We start from the raw sequence: 20299 nt of genomic DNA, 5'->3' as shown, positions 1-20299 counted from the left end.
AGATTCTATTCAGCGCCGGGAGCGGCGCGTGCCGCTCAGGCGCCCTGGACGAACCATATCTGGCTCATCCGGTAGACCATGACGGCGATCGCCAGGCAGACTCCGCCCAGGATGACGGTGCTCCAGCGGTTTCGCTCGATCAGCGCCCAGAAGCCACCGGCCAGGGGAAGGATGAGCGCGGAGATCAGGTAGATGTAGAACTCCGCCAGGCTGCCGGACGGTTGGTTGCCGACCGCAGGCGCGACGATGGCGATGACCAGCTGGGCGAGCAGCAACAGCTCGACCAGCGCGACGGCACCCATCGAGAGGTCGCCGGGCAGGCGTCCGGCGAAGCCTAGCACCAGGCACAGGATGCCGGCGGCGCAGGCCACGACGACCTGCACCGTGGTGAACCACTCGATCATGCGGGTCCGCTCGCCGGGTCGGTCGCCGGCTCGTTCGCCGGCACGACGGCCTCGTCCGTGGGGAAGTTCACGAGCGTCCTGGCTTCCTTTCCGCGGAATTCGATGAGTCCGACGAGAGCTCCACTGGGGGCGACGGCCGCGACCGGCTGGCCTCCGGCCCCCTCCCGGTCGGCGACATGGATGCGCCTCCCGTGGGTGAGATCGATGGCCTGCTGCTCCGTCAGGTCGAGCCGCTCGAACAGCTCCGTCGCCGCATCCACTGCCGGGATGAGCGCCGCCTGCGCATCGAGCGTAGCGAGGTCGTGGGCGTCGCGCACGTGGAAGGCGCCGACGCGGGTGCGCCGCAGGGCGGTGAGGTGGCCGCCGACGGTGAGCCCGGCGCCCAGGTCGCGGGCGAGCGAGCGGATGTAGGTGCCCGACGAGCAGACGACGCGCACATCCAGGTCGATCGCGCCGTCGAGTCGGCGCGTCGCGAGGAGCTCGAACTCGGAGACGGTCACCGCGCGCGGCTTCAGTTCGACCTGCTCGCCGGCGCGGACCCGGGCGTAGGCCCGCTTGCCGTCGACCTTGATCGCACTCACCGAGCTCGGGACCTGCTCGATCTCGCCGGTCAGGGCGGCGATGCCGGCGTGGATCGCCGCGTCGGTCACAGCATCCAGCTCCTGCTGCGACGCGGGCACGAGCAGCTCGCCTTCGGCGTCGTCGGTCGTGCTGGAGGCGCCGAGCCGGATGGTCGCGAGGTACTCCTTGTCCGCGCCGACGATGTAGGTCAGCAGGCGGGTGGACGAGTTCACGCCGACGATCAGCAGTCCGGTGGCCATCGGATCGAGTGTTCCGGCGTGGCCCACCTTGCGGGTGCCCGCCGCCCTGCGGACGCGCGCGACGACGTCGTGGCTGGTCATCCCGTCGGGTTTGTCCACCAGGATGAGGCCGCTGCCCGTCACGCGCGCGCCCCTTCGCCGGCGGAGACGTCGAGGACGAGCTGCAGCTTCGTGCGGAAGGTGCACTCGATGAGCTCGGTCGCCGCTTCATCCTTCTCGTACTCGTCGGTGAGGCGGAGCCCGAGCAGGGTGTTCAGCAGCATCCCCTCGGCCAGGAAGGAGCGCGCCTCGTCCGGGCTGAACCCGGCCTCGTCGCGGAGCAGCCGGTAGATCGTCAGGAAACCGTCGCGGGCTCTCCCGCCGATGGTCGGGTCCTGCCCCATGCTGAACGCCTGCATGAGGGAGAGCAGCAGGCCGCGGTCCTCGATCAGGCTGACGTAGGCGAGTCCGAGCCGACGGCCCACCTCGCCGTGAGCGCCCGCCACGATCACCCCCGCGGTGCCGTCGGCGACGGCGGGCGATCCCTCCGCCTTCCAGGTCTCGATGGTCTCGGTGAAGGCGACGAGCAGTCGCTCGAGCGAGCGGGTGAGCACGCCGACGAAGAGGTTCTCCTTGCCGCCGAACATGCGCACTACGTAGGGCTGGCTGATGCCCGCCTCCCGGGCGATCTGGTCGGTGGTCGCGCCGAAGTAGCCGCGTTCGCCGAACACCCGGCTGGCGGCTTCGAGGATCTGCACCCGGCGCTCGGCCGACGGGATCCGCTCGCTGTTCTTGTCCGTCACACTTGACAGGTTATCAGTCGATTACTAGTCTCGGCTCTTGTAATCATCCAATAACAACAATCGGAGGCGTCGCATGTCCGCTCCTGCCGCACCGCGCACCCGCAGCATCCCCGTCTGGCTGGCGATCGTCGCGGCGTCCCTGCCGATGTTCATGGCGACGCTCGACAACCTGGTCGTCACCAGTGCGCTCCCCGTCATCGCGAAAGACCTCTCCGCCTCCATTGAAGAGCTGCAGTGGGTCGTCAATGCGTACACCCTCACGTTCGCGACCCTCATGCTGATGGCGGTCGGTCTGGGCGACCGTCTCGGCCGGCGCTCGGTCTTCCTCGCCGGCATCACCGTGTTCACCCTGGCCAGCGCCGCCAGCGCCCTCGCGACGGAGCCCTGGATGCTGATCGCCGCCCGTGCGCTGCAGGGCGTCGGCGCAGCGGCCCTGCTCCCGCTCTCGCTGACCCTGCTGGCCGGCAGCGTCAGCCAGCGGCTCCGCCCGGCCGCGATCGGCATCTGGGGCGGGATCTCCGGCCTGGGCGTCGCGCTCGGCCCGCTCATCGGCGGCGCCGTCGTGCAGGGATGGAACTGGCAGGCGATCTTCTGGCTCAACGTCCCGCTCGGTGTGATCGCCGTCCCGCTGGTGCTGCTCGCCCTGCCGAACAGCTTCGGGGCACGCGTCCGCGCCGACGTCGTCGGGCTTCTGCTCGCCGCCCCCGGCGTCCTGGGCGTCGTCTACGCCATCGTGCGTGGGAACGACGCCGGATGGGGCAGCGCCGAGGTGCTCATCCCCCTCATCGTCGGCACCGCGCTGCTGGTCGCGTTCGTGCTCTGGGAGTCGCGCGCGACCGCTCCCCTGTTGCCGTTGCGCCTGTTCCGGGACCGCAGCTTCACGGTCGCGAACCTGGTCGGCGTCACCTTCAGCTTCGGCATTTTCGGGGCCATCTTCATCCTCATCCAGTTCCTGCAGGTGGTGCAGGGTCACACCCCGCTGGAAGCCGGGGTGATGACCATGCCGTGGACGCTCGCCCCGATGGTCGTAGCCCCGCTCACCGGGCTGCTGTCATCGCGCACCGGCACCCGGCTTCCGGTCGTCGCCGGCCTGGTCCTCCTCGCGGTCTCGATGGGCTGGATCGCCTCGACGCTCTCGGCGACGCTCCCCTATTCGCAGATGTGGCCGCCGTTCCTGCTCGCCGGGATCGGCATGGGTCTCGTCTTCGCGCCCAGCTCGACGGCGGTGCTCGCCAACATGCGCCCGGCGGATCACGCCAAGGCGTCCGGAACCAACTCCACGCTCCGTGAAGTCGGTGTCGCGCTGGGCGTCGCCGTGCTGACCGCCGTGTTCACGGGCGCGGGTGGGACTCTCACCCCGACGGGCTACGTGGATGCGGCCATCCCGGCCGTGTGGGTCGGCGCGGGCGTGCTGGGTGCCGCCGCGCTGATCAGCCTGGCGCTGCCGGGCCGTCGCGCCGCCGCGCGGGCCGCGGCGGCGGCCGCTGCCGAGCCGGAGTCGCCCGTCGAGGCCGCCGTGGACGCGCTGGCCGTCGCCGAACCGGCCCCCGTCCTGGCGGACTGACCGTGGATGCCCGACCGTCGGCCGCGGGCGGGCTCCGCCCTCCGGCGCGGTTAGGCTGGAGCGCGTGCGTATCGGTGTGATCGGGACTGGGGCCATCGGCGGCACGATCGCGGCGCTCCTCGACCGCGTCGGTCACCTCGTCGAGGTCACCGCCCGGGGCGAGCAGCTCGCCGCCATCCGCGAGTCGGGGATCCGGCTGGACGGCGGCTGGGGCGTCCACACCGCTCGCGTGGCGGCCGCTGAGACGCTCCAGACGCGGCCCGAGCTCGCGTTCGTCTGCACGAAGGCGCAGGATGCGGAAACCGCGATCCGCGCCAACGCCGCGCTCCTCGACGGCATCCCGGTCGTGATCGTCCAGAACGGTCTCGCCGGGCTCCGCGAGGCGCAGGCGCTGCTCCCCGGCTCGGACTGCGTCGGCGCCCTCGCCCTCTACGCCGCCAGTTTCCTCTCCCCCGGGCAGGTCTCCGTCACCACGACGGCGAACACCTACCTCGGTGCCGGTGACGGCTCCCCGCCGCCCGCGGCGGTCGACGCCGCGCGCATCCTGGACGCCGCCATGCCCGCCCACGCCATCGACAACTTCACCGGTGCGCAGTGGACGAAGCTCATCGTGAATCAGATCAACGCACTCCCCGCGATCACCGGCCTGAGCGCGCAGGCGGTGATCGGCGATCGTCGCCTGCGCTCGATCCTCACCGCGAGTCTGCAGGAGGCGACGCGGGTCGGCTACGCGCGGGGCGTCCGCTTCGGCAGTCTTCAGGGGCTCGACGACCGCATCCTCCGGGTGGTCGCGCGCGCCCCACGCTGGGCGGCCCAGGCGGTCCCACTGCTCATGAAGCGGCGGATGGGCGCCACTCCGAACCCCGGATCGACGCTGCAGAGCATCCGCCGCGGCCAGCTCACCGAGATCGACTATCTGAACGGCGCGGTCGTGGATGAAGCACGTGCCGCCGGGATCGGGGCGCCCGTCAACGCGGCCATCACCGCGCTCGTGCACGAGGTGGAACGGACCGGCGCGTTCCTCACGCCCGCGGAGGTCGCCGAGCGGATGCGGCCCCTCCTCACCGGCTGAGCTCGCGTCAGCCCTCCCGCGGCGCCCATCGCGGGTGCGACGGGTCGCTGTCGTCCACCAGATACGATGCGAACTCGAGTGGATGCGCGTCCTCCACGTACGCCGCCGCCTGCGGCGCGTCCACCAGCACGACGGACGCGTTCCACTGCCTCCGCAAGGACGGGCGCAACGGGAACTCCCCGTCGATGATCAGCACCGCATCCTGACCGGCCGCCAGCCAGCGCGCCTCGACCGGCTGATCCCGCGGAGCGTCGAATGCTGTCGTCTGGAAGCCGGCGCTGCCGCCCAGCCGGAACGGATCGAGCAGCACCCGCCGCAGCGTCACGTAGTCGTACGCCTCACGGTAGTAGCTCTCGGGCGTCTCGGGCCCGAGCCGGGTGCGGTAGGCCCGCGAGTTGTGGAAGCCGCCGAGGGATGCGCGGAACGTCTCCGCCCCGGCCTCCCGGAAGACGAGCGCCAGGTCGTCCGCGAACGTGACTCCGCCCGCGCTGGCTCCCCCACCTCCCGACCCGGCGTCCACCGCCACGGTCACCCGACCGACGGGCGCCTCTCGTCGGATCGCGCCGAGCAACTGGCGCAGGAACAGCACGCGCGGCGTCGGCGGAAGCATCATGCGACGAGCATAAGCGGATCGAAGTGCACGTAGGTGTCGCTATTCCGGCGGAATAGCAGCCACGACGTGCACCTCGGCGCCCTGCCGATCCGGTTAGGGTCGGAGGGTGGGTGAGTTCTCCGGCACGGTGGTGGAGTGGTACCACGCGAACCGGCGCGACCTACCGTGGCGACGCGACGGCTTCACCGCGTGGGGGACGCTCGTGAGCGAGTTCATGCTGCAGCAGACTCCGGTGAGCCGCGTCATCCCGCACCTCGAGGAGTGGCTCACCCGCTGGCCGACACCTGCCGACCTGGCCGCGGTGCCGCCCGGCGAGGCGGTTCGGGCTTGGAAGTCGCTCGGCTACCCGCGTCGCGCGCTCTGGCTCCACGCGGCCGCCGTGGCGATCACCGAGCAGCACGATGGCGTGGTCCCGGAGGATGTGGATGCGCTGCTCGCGCTGCCCGGCATCGGCGACTACACCGCGCGGGCCGTCGCCGTGTTCGCCTACGGCAACCGGCATCCGGTGGTCGACACGAACATCCGCCGGGTCATCGCCCGCGCCATCGACGGCCAGGCGGAGCAGGGGCCGCCGAGCGCCAAGCGCGACCTTGCCGCGATGGAGGCGCTGCTCCCCGACGACCGGCCCGCCGCGGCCGCGTTCAACGCCGGGATGATGGAACTCGGCGCGATCGTCTGCGTCGCCCGGAGCCCGCGCTGCGACGTCTGCCCGGTCGCCGACCGCTGCGCCTGGCGACAGGCGGGCTACCCGGCCTACGACGGGCCGCGCAAGGCAGTGCAGAAGCGGTACGAGGGCAGCGACCGTCAGGTGCGCGGGCGCATCATGGCGGAACTGCGGGCGTCGCACATCCCGGTCAGCCCCGCAGAGCTCGAGTCGGTGTGGCCGGACGCCGCCCAGCGCGACCGCGCCCTCGCCGGCCTGCTGTCCGACGGCCTCGCGGTCGTCGCGGACGGCGGCTACACCCTGCCATGACCGTAGGTGCTCACTGGCGAGCACCTCAATCCGCGGCGAAGACGAGCGGGTCCCAGTCGAGGATGCGAACGCGGAAGACGAGACCCTCGGTGACGAACGGGTCGCCCTCCCGGAAGCGCTCGGCCGCCTCCCGCGAGCGGAAGACGGCCATGGAGCCCTGGGAGGCCGGGTCGCCGAACGTGCCGATCATCAGCACGTCGCCGCCCTTCGCGAATTCGTCGAGGTAGGCCCGATGTCGCGGATAGGTGTCGACCAGCCGTTGGAAGTGCTCCGGGCCCGCGTCCGGGTCGGCGTCGTAGAACGAGACGGCGAACATGCCGTCAGCCTACGGCCGACCCGTCACGCGGAGGGAGTCACTTCTCGTCTGAAACCTCGACGTCGTCGATGTCCTCGACGTCGTCCTCGTCGTCCTCGTCGTCCTCGAGAGACCGCGGCTTCACGTACGGGTCCTCGTCGCCGGCGTAGTTCGCGCCGGCCGCAAGGCCCGCCACCTCGGTGTCGCGCTGCTGCGCCTCACGCAGCAGGCCCTCGATGTGTGCCGCGTTCTCGGGGATCGCGTCGAGCTGGAACGCCAGCGTCGGCGTCAGCCGAGCCGTGATGTTCTTGCCCACCTCGGTGCGCAGCATGCCGGTCGCCGCCTTCAGTGCGGCAGCGCTGTCTTCGCGTTCCTGCTCGGTGCCGTAGACCGTGTAGAACACGGTCGCGTGCTGCAGGTCGCCCGTCACCTGGACATCCGTGATGGTCACGAAGCCGAGGCGCGGGTCACGCAGCCCGCGGTCGAGCCGCTTGGCGACGATCTCCTTGATTCTGTCCGCGAGCTTCCTCGCGCGTGCCGGATCGGCCATAGTGTTCTCCTTTCGGGCAAGATGGCCGGTGGCAGAGCCACCGGCCATCGCACGAACTTAGGCTCGCGGCTTCTCGCGAAGCTCGGTCGTCTCGATCTCGTCGCCGATCTGGATGTCGTTGTACTTTCCGAGACCGATACCGGCCTCGAAGTCCGTACGGACCTCCGTGACGTCGTCCTTGAACCGGCGCAGCGACTCGATGTTGAGGTTGTCCCCCACCACCACGCCGTCGCGGATGACGCGCGCCTTGGCGTTGCGCGTGATTGTTCCGGACCGGACGATGACACCGGCGATGTTGCCGAACTTCGAGGAGCGGAACACCTCGCGGATCTCGGCGACACCCGACTGGACCTCTTCGAATTCGGGCTTGAGCATGCCCTTCAGCGAGTTCTCGATGTCCTCGATCGCATTGTAGATGACCGAGTAGAACCGGACATCCACGCCCTCGCGGGCCGCACGCTCGCGCGCCTTCACGTCCGGGCGGACGTTGAAGCCGATCACGATCGCGTTGTCGATCGTTGCCAGGTCGATGTCGGACGCGGTGATCGCGCCGACACCGCGGTGCAGGATGCGAAGGCTGACCGACTCGTCGACCTCGATCTTCATGAGCGACTCCTCCAGCGCCTCCACGGCACCGGACACGTCGCCCTTGATGATGAGGTTGAGCGCCTCGACCTTGCCCTCCTGCAGAGCCCGGGTGAAGTCCTCGAGCGAGATGCGCTTGCGGGCCTTCGCCAGCTGGGCGTTGCGCTCGGCCGCTTCACGCTTCTCGGCGATCTGACGGGCGGTGCGGTCCTCCTCGGTGACGAGGAAGACGTCGCCGGCACGCGGGACGCTGGACAGACCCTGCACCTGGACCGGACGCGACGGCGCGGCTTCGAAGACGGCATCGCCGTTCTCGTCGGCCATCGCACGGACGCGTCCGTAAGCGGTGCCCGCCACGATCGCGTCGCCGACCCGGAGCGTTCCGGACTGGATGAGCACGGTCGCGACGGCGCCGCGGCCCTTGTCGAGCTTGGCCTCGATAGCGACACCACGAGCGTCCTTGTTGGGGTTCGCACGCAGGTCGAGACCGGCGTCGGCGGTCAGCAGGACCGCGTCGAGCAGGTCCTGGATACCGATGTCGTTGCGGGCCGAGACGTCGACGAACATGACGTCGCCGCCGTACTCCTCGGCTACCAGGCCGAACTCGGTGAGCTGCTGGCGCACCTTCGCCGGGTTCGCGTCGGGCTTGTCGATCTTGTTCACCGCGACCACGATCGGCACGTTGGCCGCCTGTGCGTGGTTCAGCGCCTCGATCGTCTGCGGCATGATGCCGTCGTCGGCCGCGACCACCAGGATCGCGATGTCGGTCACCTGCGCACCACGGGCACGCATGGCGGTGAACGCCTCGTGACCCGGGGTGTCGATGAAGGTGATGGCTCGCTCGTAGCCCTCGTGCTCGGTCCACACCTGGTAGGCACCGATGTGCTGGGTGATGCCACCCGCCTCACCGGCGACCACGTTGGCGTTACGGATCGCGTCGAGAAGGCGCGTCTTACCGTGGTCGACGTGGCCCATGACCGTGACGACCGGCGGACGGATCTCGAGCTCTTCGTCCGACTCGCCGGCGAGCTCGCCGTCGAGGTCGATGTCGAAGCCCTCCAGGAGCTCCTTGTCTTCGTCCTCAGGGGAGACGACCTGGATGCGGTATCCGAGCTCCTCGCCCAGCACCTCGAAGGTGGCCTCGTCGAGCGACTCGGTCGCCGTCGCCATCTCTCCCAGGTGGAAGAGGACGGTGACGAGCGACGCGGGGTTCGCGTCGATCTTGTCGGCGAAGTCCGAGATGGACGAGCCGCGACGCAGTCGGACGACCGTCTCGCCGTTGCCGCGGGGAACGCTCACGCCGCCCAGCGACGGGGCCTCCCGCATCTCGAATTCCTGGCGCTTCGCGCGCTTCGACTTCCGGGCCTTGCTCTTGCCGCCACCGCGACCGAACGCACCAGCGGTACCGCCGCCGGGGCCACGACCACGACCGCCGCCACCACCGGGACGCGGGCCGCCGAAGCCGCCGCCGGGCCGCTGGAAGCCGCCGCCTGCGCCAGCACCGGCACCCGCACCGCCACCGCTACCGGGGCGCTGCTGGAAGCCGGGACGACCTCCGCCGCCACCGCCGGGACGCTGCCCCGGACGGTTGCCGCCGCCACCCTGGCCGGGCGCGCCGATGCGCGGCGAGCCCGGACGCGGAGGGGTGGGACGCGGGATGTTGCTGGGCGAAGGCCGCTGGCCCATGCCCTGCGAGGACGAGAAGGGGTTGTTTCCGGGGCGCGGCGGGCGCTGACCCATGCCCTGGTTGCTGGCGAACGGGTTGTTGCCCGGACGCGGGGAGCCGGGGCGCGGGATGCTGCCGCCGGCGGGACGCGGGGTCGCGGGCTTGACCGCGTCGGGAGTTGCCGACGCGCTCTCGGTCGCCGTGCTGGCGGCCGCCTGCTCTGCGGCCTTTTCGGCAGCCTTCTCCGCGGCCTTCTCAGCGGCGGCCTTCTCGGCCGCGGCCTGACGCTCGGCGACCGACATCGGCGCCTGCGGCTTCGGGCCGGTCTCCTCGTCGGACGACGCAGCCTCGGGCTGCGGCGGACGGGGAGCTGCCGGACGCGGTGCCTGGGACGGCGCCTTCGGAGCCGCCGCGGTCGCCTTCTCGGGCGATGCCTTGGCGCCTTCGGCCTCCAGGGCGGCACGCAGCTTGCGTGCTACCGGGGGCTCGATGCTGGAGGACGGTCCCTTGACGAACTCGCCCATCTCTTTGAGTTTCGCGAGCGCGACTTTACTGTCGACGCCGAGCTCGCTCGCGACCTCGTGTACGCGTGGTTTTGCAGCCACAATTCTCCTGTCTGGGCCCACCCCAGACAGGGGCAGGCGTTAATAGCGGACGGATCTCATTTCGAGACACTCATCGGTTGTCACTCATGTGAAGTCAACTTCTTCAGCCTGTTCTAATGAATTGCGACCGGATGGTCGCGGTGTCGAGCTTTCCCTCGATGCGCAACGCCCGCCCGAAGGCCCGGCGCTTCACTGCGAGGTCGAGACACTCGTCGACCGGATGCAGCCACGCACCCCGCCCTGGACGGATGGCGGACGGATCCGCCACGAGTTCCGAATCATGGGCGACGATCCTCAGAAGAGAGGACCGGGGAGCGCGAGAACGGCATCCGACGCACGTTCTGACGGGTTCCATCCTACTCCTCTCGACGCCCTGCACCGAACGCGGCGGGCGGGCGTCGTCCCTCCCAGGTTAGCCGCCAGGCGGCCCGGACACCGGAAGTCCGTCGTGTGGAGGACTGGCGACCTGCCCCTAAACGGCGGACACTGCCCGAGGGAGGACTCATGAAGACACTTCGCGAGGGCGCGAACCCCGCCGCACGGCGCACGATCCACCTCATCCTGGCCGGTGGGCTCGCCGCGGCCGTGCTCACGGCGGTGCAACCGGCTGCTGCTCCAGCGACCGCCGCACCCCTGGCATGGAGCCAGTTCGGCAACGGCCCCGCACACACAGGGGTGAACGACGCCGAGACGCAGATCATTCCGTCGACCGTCGGTGCGCTGAAACCGCTCTTCACTGCGACCCTCCCCGGGGTGTCCGACGGTCCCCCGGTCGAGCAGCCGGGCGTGGCAACGGCCGGCGGGACACGCGACCTGCTCTTCACGACCACGAAGGACGGCTGGATCACCGCGACCGACGCCACCACCGGCGCGGAGGTATGGAAGCACCAGAACGGCCCGGGGTCCTGCAAGATCAACAATGGCAGCACCACCTGCTACACCACGTCCTCCCCGGCGATCGATCCGAGCGGCGCGTACGTGTACAGCTACGGGCTCGACGGAAAAGTGCACAAGTACGCGACAGGCAGCGGAGTGGAGACCACGGGAGGCGGATGGCCCGAGGTCACGACGGTCAAGCCGTACGACGAGAAAGCCTCCCCCGCACTCACCATCGTCACCACCGGGGGCCACACCTACCTCTACGCGTCGAACGGCGGCTACCCGGGCGACCGCGGCGACTACCAGGGGCACGTGACCACGATCGACCTGGCCACCGGATCCCAGCGCGTGTTCAACTCGCTGTGCAGCGACAAGACGGGCCACCTGGCGGCCGGCGGCTGCGCGAACGTGCAGTCCGCCGTGTGGGCGCGACCGAGTGTGGTCTGGGATGCCGGCACCCAGCGCATCCTGTTCTCCACCGGAAACTCCGTCTTCGACGGTAGCCGCAACTGGGGCGACACGGTGCTCGCCATCAACCCGGACGGCACCGGCTCGGGCGGCGGCCCGGTCGACAGCTACACGCCGACGAACTACGTCGCCCTCAATCAGCAGGATCTGGACCTCGGCAGCACCGCACCGCAGGTCGTGGCCGCTCCCGCCGGGTCATCCGTCGCGCACCTCGCGGTTCAGAGCGGCAAGGATGCGATGATCCGCCTGCTGAACACGGCGAACCTCAGCGGCGCCGGACACCCGGGCACGACGGGAGGCGAGCTCCAGTCCATCGCCGTGCCCCAGGGTGGCCAGGTGCTCACCCAGCCGGCGAACTGGGTGGACGGCAGTGGCACCTCCTGGGTCTTCATTGCGAACAACAGCGGGATCTCCGCCCTCAAACTGCAGGCGGGCACCGGCGGCAAGCCCGCCCTCGTGCCGGTGTGGAACCAGACGTCCACCACGGCCGCCGGGACCACTCCGGTCATCGCGGGCGGCGTGCTCTTCTACCTGTCGAAGAACGGCGTGCGTGCGCTCAACCCGGCCACCGGCAGCCAGCTGTGGACCGACACAGCGGGTGGGAGCGGGCTGCACTGGCAGAGCCCGATCGTCGTCAACGGCAAGCTCTACTTCACCGATGGCAGCGGCAAGCTGCGGGCCTACTCTGTGCCCGCGAGCGCGCAGAAGGTCGGCCGCCTCAGCGGCGACGACCGGTTCGGCGCCAGCGCCGCCGTTTCGGCCGCCATCTTCCCGGCGAACCCGCCCGTTGCGTACATCGCCTCCGGCGAGCAGTTCCCCGACGCCCTCGCTGGCTCCCCCGCCGCCGGGCGTGAGCACGGACCGATGCTCCTCGTGCAGCAGGCGGCGATCCCCGCGACAGTGCAGGCGGAGTTGCAGCGCCTCCACCCGGCCCGCATCGTGGTCCTCGGCGGCGCTGCCAGCGTCTCGGACGGCGTCCTCAACCAGCTGAAGGGGTTCACCACCGGCGCAGTCAGCCGCATCGGCGGCGCTGACCGCTACGCGGCCAGTGCGGCGGTGAGTGCGGCGACGGCCACCGTCGGGGTCTCCGTCGCCTACGTGGTCTCGGGCGAGAACTTCCCCGACGCCCTCTCCGCGGGCGCCCTGGCGGCGCGCACCACCGGCGCCCCCCTGCTGCTCACACTGCCGACCGCACTCCCCGCCTCGATCGCGACCGAGTTGCAGCGAGTGAAGCCGGGGAGCATCGTCGTCGTCGGTGGTCCAGACTCCGTGAGCGACGGCGTGCTGACGGCGTTGAAGAACTACACCACCGGCAGCGTCACGCGGCTGAGCGGAGCCGACCGGTATGCGGCGAGCGCCGCGGTGGCCGCGAAGTTCCCCGCCGGTGGCGCGGCGGTGTTCGTAGCCTCCGGGACGAGCTTCCCCGACGCACTATCGGCGTCGGCGGCCGCGGGCAACTCGGGCCAGCCCCTGCTGCTCACAGCGCCGACGTCCGTGCCGTCGACGATCAGCGCCCAGCTGACCCGTCTCGCGCCCGGCCACATCTGGCTGACCGGCGGACCGAACAGCGTCAGTGACGCCGTCCAATCGGCCCTGGGAGCCTACGTGAAGTAGTGCTTACCCTCGGTGGTCTCAGTCGCGGTCGAGGATCGAATCCGGCTGGATGTCGATCTTCGCGCCCGTCAGCTTGGCGGCGAGGCGGGCGTTCTGGCCCTCCTTGCCGATCGCCAGTGACAGCTGGTAGTCGGGAACGAGCGCGCGAACGGCCTTGAGCGAATCGTCGATGACGAACGCACTCGTCACCTTCGCGGGGCTGAGCGCGCTCGACACGAACGTCGCGAGGTCGGGCGAGTAGTCGACGATGTCGATCTTCTCGTTGTTCAGCTCCGCGGTCACGGCGCGCACGCGCTGACCGAGCTCGCCGATGCAGGCACCCTTCGCGTTCACGCCGGGCTCCGTCGCGCGGACCGCCATCTTCGTGCGGTGACCGGCCTCGCGGGCCAGGGACACGATCTCGACGACGCCGCTCGCGATCTCGGGCACCTCGAGCGCGAACAGTTTGCGAACGAGGGCGGGGTGCGTCCGCGAGACGGTGATCGACGGCCCCTTCGTGCCCTTGGAGACGCTCGTGACGTAGACGCGGATGCGCGAACCGTGCGTGTACTCCTCGCCCGGCACCTGCTCCTCGGGCGGGAGGATCGCCTCCACCGACCCGAGGTCGATGTGGATCATCCGCGGGTTCGGCCCCTGCTGGATGACACCGGCGACGATGTCGCCCTCGCGCCCGCGGAACTCGCCGAGCACGGCGTCGTCCGCGATGTCGCGCAAACGCTGGTTGATCACCTGCTTGGCCGCGAAAGCCGCGATCCGGCCGAAGTCGCTGGGGCTGTCCTCGGCCTCGCCGATGATGTTGCCCTCGTGGTCGTGCTCGGGAACGTAGACGGTGACATGCCCGGTCTTGCGGTCGAGGTGCACGCGCGCGGCGGGCGGCTGGTCGCTGTGACCGTGCCGGTGCTCGGCCTGGTTGGTGTGCTTCAGGTAGGCGGTCAGGATCGCCTGCTCGATGATCTGCACCAGTTCATCGAACGGGATCTCTTTCTCGCGCTCCATGAGACGCAAGACGCTGAGGTCGATGTCCATGCCGGCCTCCTCTATTCAGATCTCGCCGCCGCGCGATGGGCGCGGCGGACTCAGTCCTCCAGGGTACCCGAGATTCCGGAAGCCCGGAACGCCGGGTACCGTTCACCTCATGACCTCCCCCTCCCGAGTCGCCTCCCGCGTGGAGCGCCAGCCTGCTGTCCGCGTCCTCGCCCGCGTGGGGCTGGCGGCCATCGGCATCCTGCACATCCTGATCGGGATCATCGCCCTGGCCGTCGCATTCGGCGCGGGTGGAAGCGCGGACCAGTCCGGCGCCCTCCAAGCCCTCGTCGCCGTTCCCGGCGGCCTGTTCGTGGTGTGGGCGGTGATCGTCGGGCTGATTTTCCTGTCGCTGTGGCAGATCCTCCAGTCGATCACCGCCCACAAGCCCGGGGAGAAGCTGATCGAGGTCGCGAAATGCGTCATTTACGCGGCGCTCGCGGGCATCGCGATCTCCATCGCGGCAGGCGGCCACAAGGATGCGTCGTCGTCCGAGAAGACGGCCTCCGGGCAGCTGCTCGCGATGCCCGGCGGCGTACTGCTGCTCGCTGCCATCGGACTCGGCATCGTCGCCGCCGGCGTCGTGTTCGTGTTCAACGGGGTCACGCACCGCTTCGAGCGCGACCTCCGGCTGCCGCCGAACCGCTGGGCGACGATCACGACGACGCTGGGGCGCGTCGGCTACGTGTCGAAAGGCGTGGCTCTGGTCATCGTCGGCGGCCTCGTCGTTTTCGGTGCGATCACCTCCGACCCGGAGAAGGCCGGCGGGCTGGACGGGAGCCTCAAAGCGCTGACGGAGGTGCCGTTCGGCATCATCCTGCTCGTGCTCATCGCTCTGGGGCTGATCGCTTACGGCGCCTTCTGGTGCGTGCGCGCGTTCGCATCCCGCCTCAAGGAGCAGTGACCGCCCGCGACCTACTGATCGGCGGCTCCGGCGAACTGCGCGTTGTACAGCGAGTAGTAGGCGCCCCCGCGGGCCAGGAGCTCGGCGTGCGTGCCCTGCTCCACGATCCTTCCCGCCTCCATGACCAGGATGAGATCGGCATCGCGGATGGTGGAGAGCCGGTGCGCGATGACGAACGACGTGCGGTCGGCCCGCAGCGCGCTCATCGCCTTCTGCACCAGCACCTCCGTGCGGGTGTCCACCGATGATGTCGCCTCGTCGAGGATGAGGACGCTCGGCCGCGCCAGGAACGCGCGCGCGATCGTCAGCAGCTGCTTCTCCCCGGCCGAGATGTTCGCCCCCTCGTCGTCGAGCACGGTGTCGTAGCCGTCCGGCAGGGAGTGGACGAAGCGATCGACGTACGTGGCGCGCGCCGCAGCCAGCACCTCTTCGTCCGTCGCGTCCGGGCGGCCGTAGAGGATGTTGTCGCGGATCGTTCCCTTGAACAGCCAGGTGTCCTGAAGGACCATGCCCATCCGGCTGCGCAGGTCGTGCCGGTTCATGGTCGCGATGTCGACGCCGTCGAGCGTGATGCGCCCGCCGTCGAGGTCGTAGAAGCGCATCATCAGGTTGACCAGGGTCGTCTTGCCTGCGCCGGTCGGGCCGACGATCGCCACCGTCTGGCCCGGCTGCGCCACCAGCGACAGGTCCTCGATGAGCGGCGTGTCCTCGGTGTAGCGGAAGGAGACGTCCTCGAAAGCGAGCAGCCCCTTGGTGCCCTCCGGGCTCTCAGGCTGCCGCGGGTCCGAGGACTGCTCGTCCGCGTCCAGCAGCTCGAACACGCGCTCGGAACTGGCGACACCCGACTGCAGCAGGTTCGCCATCGACCCGAGCTGGGTGAGCGGCTGAGTGAACTGCCGTGAGTACTGAATGAACGCCGTCACGTCTCCGAGCTGCATCGCGCCGGTCGCGACCTGCAGACCGCCCACGACGGCGATCGCCACGTACATCAGGTTCCCGACGAACATCATCGCGGGCATGATGATCCCGGAGATGAACTGGGCGCCGAAGCTGGCGCGGTACATCTCCTGGTTCTTCTCGCGGAACCGCGCCTCGACCTCGCGGTGCCGGCCGAAGACCTTCACCAGGGAGTGACCGGTGAAGGCCTCCTCGATCTGGCCGTTCAGCTCGCCGGTGTGGCGCCACTGAGCGACGAAGAGCTTCTGCGAACGCTTCGCGATGATCGTGGTGATGATCAGCGTCAGAGGGATGGTGATGAGCGCGATCACCGCGAGCAGCGGCGAGATGACGAACATCAGCACCACCACGCCGACGACCGTCAGCAGCGACGTGAGCAGCTGGCTCATCGTCTGCTGCAGCGACTGCGAGATGTTGTCGATGTCGTTCGTGACCCGGCTCAGCAGCTCACCGCGCTGCATCCCGTCGAAGTATTTCAGCGGCAGCCGGTGGAGCTTCTCCTCGACGTCCGCCCGCAGCCGGAAGACCGTGCGCTGGGTGACTCCGTTCAGCACGTAGGCCTGCAGATAGCTGAACAGCGACGACAGCACGTACAGGGCGAGCACCCACATCAGCGTCTGGCCGACCGCGGTGAAGTCGATGCCCGCACCGGGGGTGAAGGTGGTGCCCGAGAGGAGGTCGGCGTACTGGTTCTGGCCCGTCGCGCGCACCGCGGCGATGGCCTGCTCCTGAGTCATGCCCTTCGGGAACTGCAGCGACAGCACCCCGGCGAAAACCAGGTTGATCGCGTTCCCGAGCAGCTTGGGGCCGAGCACCGCGAACACCACGGACACGACCGCGAGCGCAGTCACGGCGACCAGCGGCAGCCGCTCCGGGCGCAGCCGGCCGAGCAGACGTTTGGCGCTCGGGCCGAAGTTCATCGACTTCTCCGTGGGCATGCCCATCCCGGCGAACGGTCCTCCGCCACCGGGGCCCCTCCGCATCGGAGGTCCGGCGGGGCGGACCGGCGCTGTCGTCTTGTCGCTCATCCCGTGCTCCTTTACGCCGCATCCTGGGCGGCGAGCTGCGACGACACGATCTCCGCGTACGTCGGGTTGCCCTCCACGAGTTCGTCGTGCGTTCCCCGGCCGACCACGCGGCCGTCGTCGACGACGATGATCTGGTCGGCGTCCACGATGGTGGACACCCGCTGGGCGACGACGATCATCGTCGCGTCCGTCACGTCCCGGGCCAGCGCGGCGCGAAGCCGCGCATCCGTCGCCGTGTCGAGCGCCGAGAACGAGTCGTCAAAGACGAAGATCTCCGGTTTCCGCACCAGCGCGCGGGCGATCGCGAGGCGCTGACGCTGGCCGCCGGACACGTTGGTCCCGCCCTGCGCGATGGGCGCATCCAGCCCCTCCGGCATCTCCGCCACGAAGTCGCGGGCCTGTGCCACCTCCAGGGCGTGCCAGAGTTCGTCGTCCGTCGCGTCGGGGTTGCCATAGCGGAGGTTCGAGGCGACCGTGCCCGAGAAGAGGTACGGCCGCTGCGGCACGATCCCGATGCGCGACCAGAGCACCTCCGGGTCGAGGTCGGCCACATCCACCCCGTCCACCATCACGATGCCGCTGGTCGCGTCGAAGAGGCGCGGGATGAGGTTCACCAGCGTCGTCTTGCCGGCGCCGGTGCTGCCGATGATCGCGGTGGTCCTCCCCGCTTCGGCGAGGAAGGTGATGTCGGTGAGCACCGGATGCTCGGCCCCGGGATAGGAAAACCCGACGTCCACGAACTCGACCGTCCCCTGCGCGGTCACCTCGGTGACCGGGTTCGCGGACACGCGCACCGACGGGTCGGTACCGAGGACCTCGCCGATCCGGTCGGCGCAGACGGCTGCGCGCGGTACGAGCACGGCCATCATCGTCGACATCATGACCCCCATCAGGATCTGCGCCAGGTACTGGAGGAACGCCGTCAGCGTGCCGATCTGCAGCGAGCCGTCCTGGACGCGGAACGAACCGAACCAGATCACCGCGACGCTGGACACGTTGAGGACGAGCATCACGATCGGGAACATCAACGCGAACAGCCGCCCGGCCTTGAGCGCCGTCTCCGTCACCTGCTCGTTGGCGGTCCGGAAGCGGGCGGTCTCGACGTCCTCGCGCACGAAGGCCCGGACGACGCGGATGCCGCTCAGCTGCTCCCGCAGCACCCGGTTCACTCGGTCGATGCGGTCCTGCATGCGTCGGAACAGCGGAACCATGCGCGAGATGATGATGCTCACCGCGACGAGGAGCGCCGGGACGCTGACCGCGATCAGCCAGGAGAGGTCGATGTCCTGCTGCATCGCCAGCACGATCCCGCCGACGGCCAGGATGGGTGCGGAGACCAGCAGCGTGCACGTCATCATGACGAGCATCTGCACCTGCTGGACGTCGTTCGTGTTTCGGGTGATCAGCGACGGGGCACCGAACGACGACACCTCGCGCTCGGAGAACTCGCCGACCCGATGGAAGATGGCCTCGCGGAGGTCGCGGCCGACCAGCATCGCGACCTTCGCGCCGAAGTACACTGCCGTGATCGCACAGGCGACCTGCACCAGGGTGACGCCGAGCATCTCGGTGCCGACCGACAGGATGTAGCTGGTGTCGCCCTTGGCGATGCCGTTGTCGGTGATCTGCGCGTTCAGCGTGGGCAGCCACAGCGACAGCAGCGACTGGGCCAGCTGGAAGAAGATCACCCCGATCAGGAGGGGCCAGTGCGGCCGGAGGAACCTGCCGAGGATTCTCAGGAGCATGATGCCTCCGTGTGGGCAGACGGGTGTGAAGTCGCGTGTGAGGTCGACGGATGGGATGGAGGGGGCGCGATGTGCGGCGAGGTGCCGGCGATGCCGACCAGCGCCATCCGTGCCAGATCGTCGATGCTGAACTCGATCCCCTCGTTGAGCGCGGGGAAGGCCGATGAGAAGCTGATCAGCCGGAGCACGTGAGCGACGCGCTCCGGCGGCCAGTTCAGCTCTTTCGTCTCCGGTTCCAGGACGCGCGCGATGATGCGCGCGAACTCTCCCCGCTCCTGTGGGACGGGTGGGCGCTCCGGGCCGATCACCGGCATGATCCGCATCACGCTGTGGAACCGCTCCCGCAGCAGATAGAGGATCGCGCGGAGTTTGTTCTCCAGCGGGAGCGCCGGGTCGATGCTGCGGAGCGCCTCACGCAGCGGCTCGGGGTCGAGGTACTTCTCGATGGCCGCCTGCACCAGCGACTCCTTGTCGCCGAAGACCCGGAAGATCGTGCCTTCCGCGACACCCGCGGCTTCGGCGATCTGGCGGGATGTCATCCCCCGGCCGTGTTCCAGCAGCAGCGGGATGACAGCGTCGACGATCATCGCCTTGCGGTCTCCGGCCGACATCGGCTGGGCGCGCGTGCGGGGCACGACGGTCTGGGCGTCTTCGATCACCGCGCGATTCTACGCGGAGTGAGTGCTCACTCACAAGCGCTTTTCAACTCACGGGGTCGAAAATATCTCCGAGATCGTGGCGACATCCTCCGCCGTCGGCGTCCACGCCGTGGCGGCCTCGGCGTTCGCGACGATCTGCTCCGGCTTGGTGGCGCCCGCGATGACGCTGGTCAGTCCCGGCTGAGCGAGCAGCCACGCGAACGTCGCCTCGAGCATCGTGACGCCGCGCTCGTCGCAGAACGCCTGGTAGCGGTCCATCCGATCCCACGGCGCATTGTCGAGCAGGTGCTTGCGCAGGTTCATGATCCGGCTGTCCGCCGGCCCGCCCTCCCGGGTGAACTTGCCGGTGAACAGGCCGTTGTAGAGCGGGAAGTACGGCAGGAAGCCGAGGCCGTACCGATTCGCGGCAGGCAGGACCTCGCGCTCGGCGGCGCGCGCCAAGAGGCTGTATTCGTTCTGCGCGGAGATGAACTTGGGGTGCCCGTTCAACTCGGCCGTGAACTCCGCCTCGGCGATCTGCCAACCGGTGAGGTTGGAGTGGCCGATGTAGCGGATCTTGCCTTCGGCGATGAGGTCGTCGAGCGTCTGCAAGGTCTCCTCGATCGGCGTGACCCCATCCGGCTGGTGAAGCTGGTAGAGGTCGATCCAGTCCGTCCGGAGGCGGCGCAGCGAGCTCTCCACCGCGAGCCGGATGTAGCGTCGCGAGCCGCGCACGCCCCAGTCCGGGCCGTTCGCGCCGGCCATGTCCATTCCGAACTTGGTGGCGAGAACGATCTGATCGCGCTTGCCCTCGAGGGCCTTGCCCATCAGCGTCTCCGACAGGCCGCGTTCCTTGCCGTAGATGTCGGCGGTGTCGAACAGCGTCACGCCGGCGTCGATCGCGGCCCCGATCACCGCGTCGGTGCCCTCCTGCGTCTCGGTCGCCGTGTCCTTCCGGCCGAAGTTGTTGCAGCCGAGGCCGACCGTCGAAACGACGAGTCCGGAGCGGCCGAGAGTGCGGTATTCGATGTTCGCCATGCCTTCGAGTCTAGGCACGTGGGCACGGTCCGGAGGTCGCCGGGAAACCGTCCACAGCCCGCAACGCGCGGCAGT

General features: G+C 69.5%; 18 protein-coding genes. 5 read left to right on the top strand and 13 right to left on the bottom strand.

Translation table 11 applies throughout. From position 1 onward, the window contains the following. Nucleotides 1-35: 35 nt before the first annotated feature. Genes AB4Y74_RS05330 through AB4Y74_RS05320 form a run of 3 tightly spaced genes read right to left on the bottom strand, consistent with a single transcriptional unit; the run spans nt 36 to nt 2007 of the window. A complete protein-coding gene (locus AB4Y74_RS05330; RefSeq protein WP_441798080.1) occupies nt 36-404 on the bottom strand; it encodes a hypothetical protein in 369 nt (122 codons plus the stop codon). Beyond that, the gene (truB, locus tag AB4Y74_RS05325; RefSeq protein ID WP_441798079.1) at nt 401-1348 is read right to left on the bottom strand and encodes a tRNA pseudouridine(55) synthase TruB; all 948 of its coding nucleotides are present in this window, start codon (nt 1346-1348) and stop codon (nt 401-403) included. Before truB ends, AB4Y74_RS05330 begins: the two co-directional genes overlap by 4 nt. Further along, nucleotides 1345-2007 carry a TetR/AcrR family transcriptional regulator gene (locus AB4Y74_RS05320; protein ID WP_441798078.1) on the bottom strand — a complete coding sequence of 221 codons (663 nt, stop codon included), beginning with the start codon at nt 2005-2007 and terminating at the stop codon, nt 1345-1347. Before AB4Y74_RS05320 ends, truB begins: the two co-directional genes overlap by 4 nt. A gap of 73 nt (nt 2008-2080) precedes the next feature. On the opposite strand from AB4Y74_RS05320, the gene AB4Y74_RS05315 reads away from it, so the two are divergent. Together AB4Y74_RS05315 and AB4Y74_RS05310 are read left to right on the top strand one after the other, a co-directional pair. Beyond that, on the top strand, nt 2081-3571 hold the full coding sequence (locus tag AB4Y74_RS05315; protein ID WP_441798077.1) for a DHA2 family efflux MFS transporter permease subunit: 1491 nt from the start codon (nt 2081-2083) through the stop codon (nt 3569-3571). 64 nt (nt 3572-3635) lie between these two features. Next, nucleotides 3636-4643, top strand: coding sequence for a ketopantoate reductase family protein (locus tag AB4Y74_RS05310; protein WP_441798076.1), 1008 nt, complete (start codon nt 3636-3638; stop codon nt 4641-4643). A gap of 7 nt (nt 4644-4650) precedes the next feature. On the opposite strand, the gene AB4Y74_RS05305 is transcribed toward AB4Y74_RS05310, so the two are convergent. Then, nucleotides 4651-5256 carry a hypothetical protein gene (locus AB4Y74_RS05305; RefSeq protein ID WP_441798075.1) on the bottom strand — a complete coding sequence of 202 codons (606 nt, stop codon included), beginning with the start codon at nt 5254-5256 and terminating at the stop codon, nt 4651-4653. Between the two features lie 106 nt (nt 5257-5362). On the opposite strand from AB4Y74_RS05305, the gene AB4Y74_RS05300 reads away from it, so the two are divergent. Continuing rightward, entirely contained in the window at nt 5363-6229 is an 867-nt protein-coding gene (locus tag AB4Y74_RS05300) for an A/G-specific adenine glycosylase (protein WP_441798074.1), read from the top strand. A 25-nt stretch (nt 6230-6254) separates the two neighbouring features. On the opposite strand, the gene AB4Y74_RS05295 is transcribed toward AB4Y74_RS05300, so the two are convergent. From AB4Y74_RS05295 to AB4Y74_RS05280, 4 genes are all read right to left on the bottom strand, one after another. Next, complete coding sequence (locus tag AB4Y74_RS05295; protein WP_441798073.1) at nt 6255-6545, bottom strand: YciI family protein; 291 nt, start codon at nt 6543-6545, stop codon at nt 6255-6257. A 37-nt stretch (nt 6546-6582) separates the two neighbouring features. Continuing rightward, the gene (gene rbfA / locus AB4Y74_RS05290) at nt 6583-7074 is read right to left on the bottom strand and encodes a 30S ribosome-binding factor RbfA (RefSeq protein WP_441798072.1); all 492 of its coding nucleotides are present in this window, start codon (nt 7072-7074) and stop codon (nt 6583-6585) included. Nucleotides 7075-7131: 57 nt separating this feature from the next. Continuing rightward, on the bottom strand, nt 7132-9930 hold the full coding sequence (infB, locus tag AB4Y74_RS05285; RefSeq protein ID WP_441798071.1) for a translation initiation factor IF-2: 2799 nt from the start codon (nt 9928-9930) through the stop codon (nt 7132-7134). Between the two features lie 103 nt (nt 9931-10033). Further along, nucleotides 10034-10285 carry a YlxR family protein gene (locus tag AB4Y74_RS05280; protein ID WP_441798070.1) on the bottom strand — a complete coding sequence of 84 codons (252 nt, stop codon included), beginning with the start codon at nt 10283-10285 and terminating at the stop codon, nt 10034-10036. A gap of 149 nt (nt 10286-10434) precedes the next feature. On the opposite strand from AB4Y74_RS05280, the gene AB4Y74_RS05275 reads away from it, so the two are divergent. Then, complete coding sequence (locus tag AB4Y74_RS05275) at nt 10435-12891, top strand: cell wall-binding repeat-containing protein (protein ID WP_441798069.1); 2457 nt, start codon at nt 10435-10437, stop codon at nt 12889-12891. Nucleotides 12892-12909: 18 nt separating this feature from the next. Here the strand turns inward: AB4Y74_RS05275 and nusA are convergent, their stop codons facing one another. Continuing rightward, nucleotides 12910-13917 carry a transcription termination factor NusA gene (gene nusA / locus AB4Y74_RS05270; protein ID WP_441798068.1) on the bottom strand — a complete coding sequence of 336 codons (1008 nt, stop codon included), beginning with the start codon at nt 13915-13917 and terminating at the stop codon, nt 12910-12912. Between the two features lie 109 nt (nt 13918-14026). Here nusA and AB4Y74_RS05265 point away from each other — a divergent pair, with 109 nt between their 5' ends. After that, a complete protein-coding gene (locus AB4Y74_RS05265; RefSeq protein WP_441798067.1) occupies nt 14027-14818 on the top strand; it encodes a DUF1206 domain-containing protein in 792 nt (263 codons plus the stop codon). A gap of 11 nt (nt 14819-14829) precedes the next feature. Here the strand turns inward: AB4Y74_RS05265 and AB4Y74_RS05260 are convergent, their stop codons facing one another. Genes AB4Y74_RS05260 through AB4Y74_RS05245 form a run of 4 tightly spaced genes read right to left on the bottom strand, consistent with a single transcriptional unit; the run spans nt 14830 to nt 20224 of the window. Further along, nucleotides 14830-16803 carry an ABC transporter ATP-binding protein gene (locus AB4Y74_RS05260; RefSeq protein ID WP_441798066.1) on the bottom strand — a complete coding sequence of 658 codons (1974 nt, stop codon included), beginning with the start codon at nt 16801-16803 and terminating at the stop codon, nt 14830-14832. 11 nt (nt 16804-16814) lie between these two features. Then, complete coding sequence (locus AB4Y74_RS05255; RefSeq protein ID WP_441798065.1) at nt 16815-18548, bottom strand: ABC transporter ATP-binding protein; 1734 nt, start codon at nt 18546-18548, stop codon at nt 16815-16817. Further along, nucleotides 18539-19207, bottom strand: a complete 669-nt coding sequence (locus AB4Y74_RS05250) for a TetR/AcrR family transcriptional regulator (protein WP_441798064.1) — start codon at nt 19205-19207, stop codon at nt 18539-18541. The genes AB4Y74_RS05255 and AB4Y74_RS05250 overlap by 10 nt, the downstream gene beginning before the upstream one ends. Nucleotides 19208-19255: 48 nt before the next feature. Beyond that, complete coding sequence (locus AB4Y74_RS05245; RefSeq protein WP_441798063.1) at nt 19256-20224, bottom strand: aldo/keto reductase; 969 nt, start codon at nt 20222-20224, stop codon at nt 19256-19258. Between the last annotated feature and the right edge of the window lie 75 nt (nt 20225-20299).

The organism is Leifsonia sp. RAF41 (assembly GCF_052114085.1).
In the GTDB taxonomy this organism is placed as follows: Bacteria; Actinomycetota; Actinomycetes; order Actinomycetales; family Microbacteriaceae; genus Leifsonia.
Note: the sequence above shows the minus strand (reverse complement) of the source record. Positions and strands in the feature narration are given on the sequence as shown.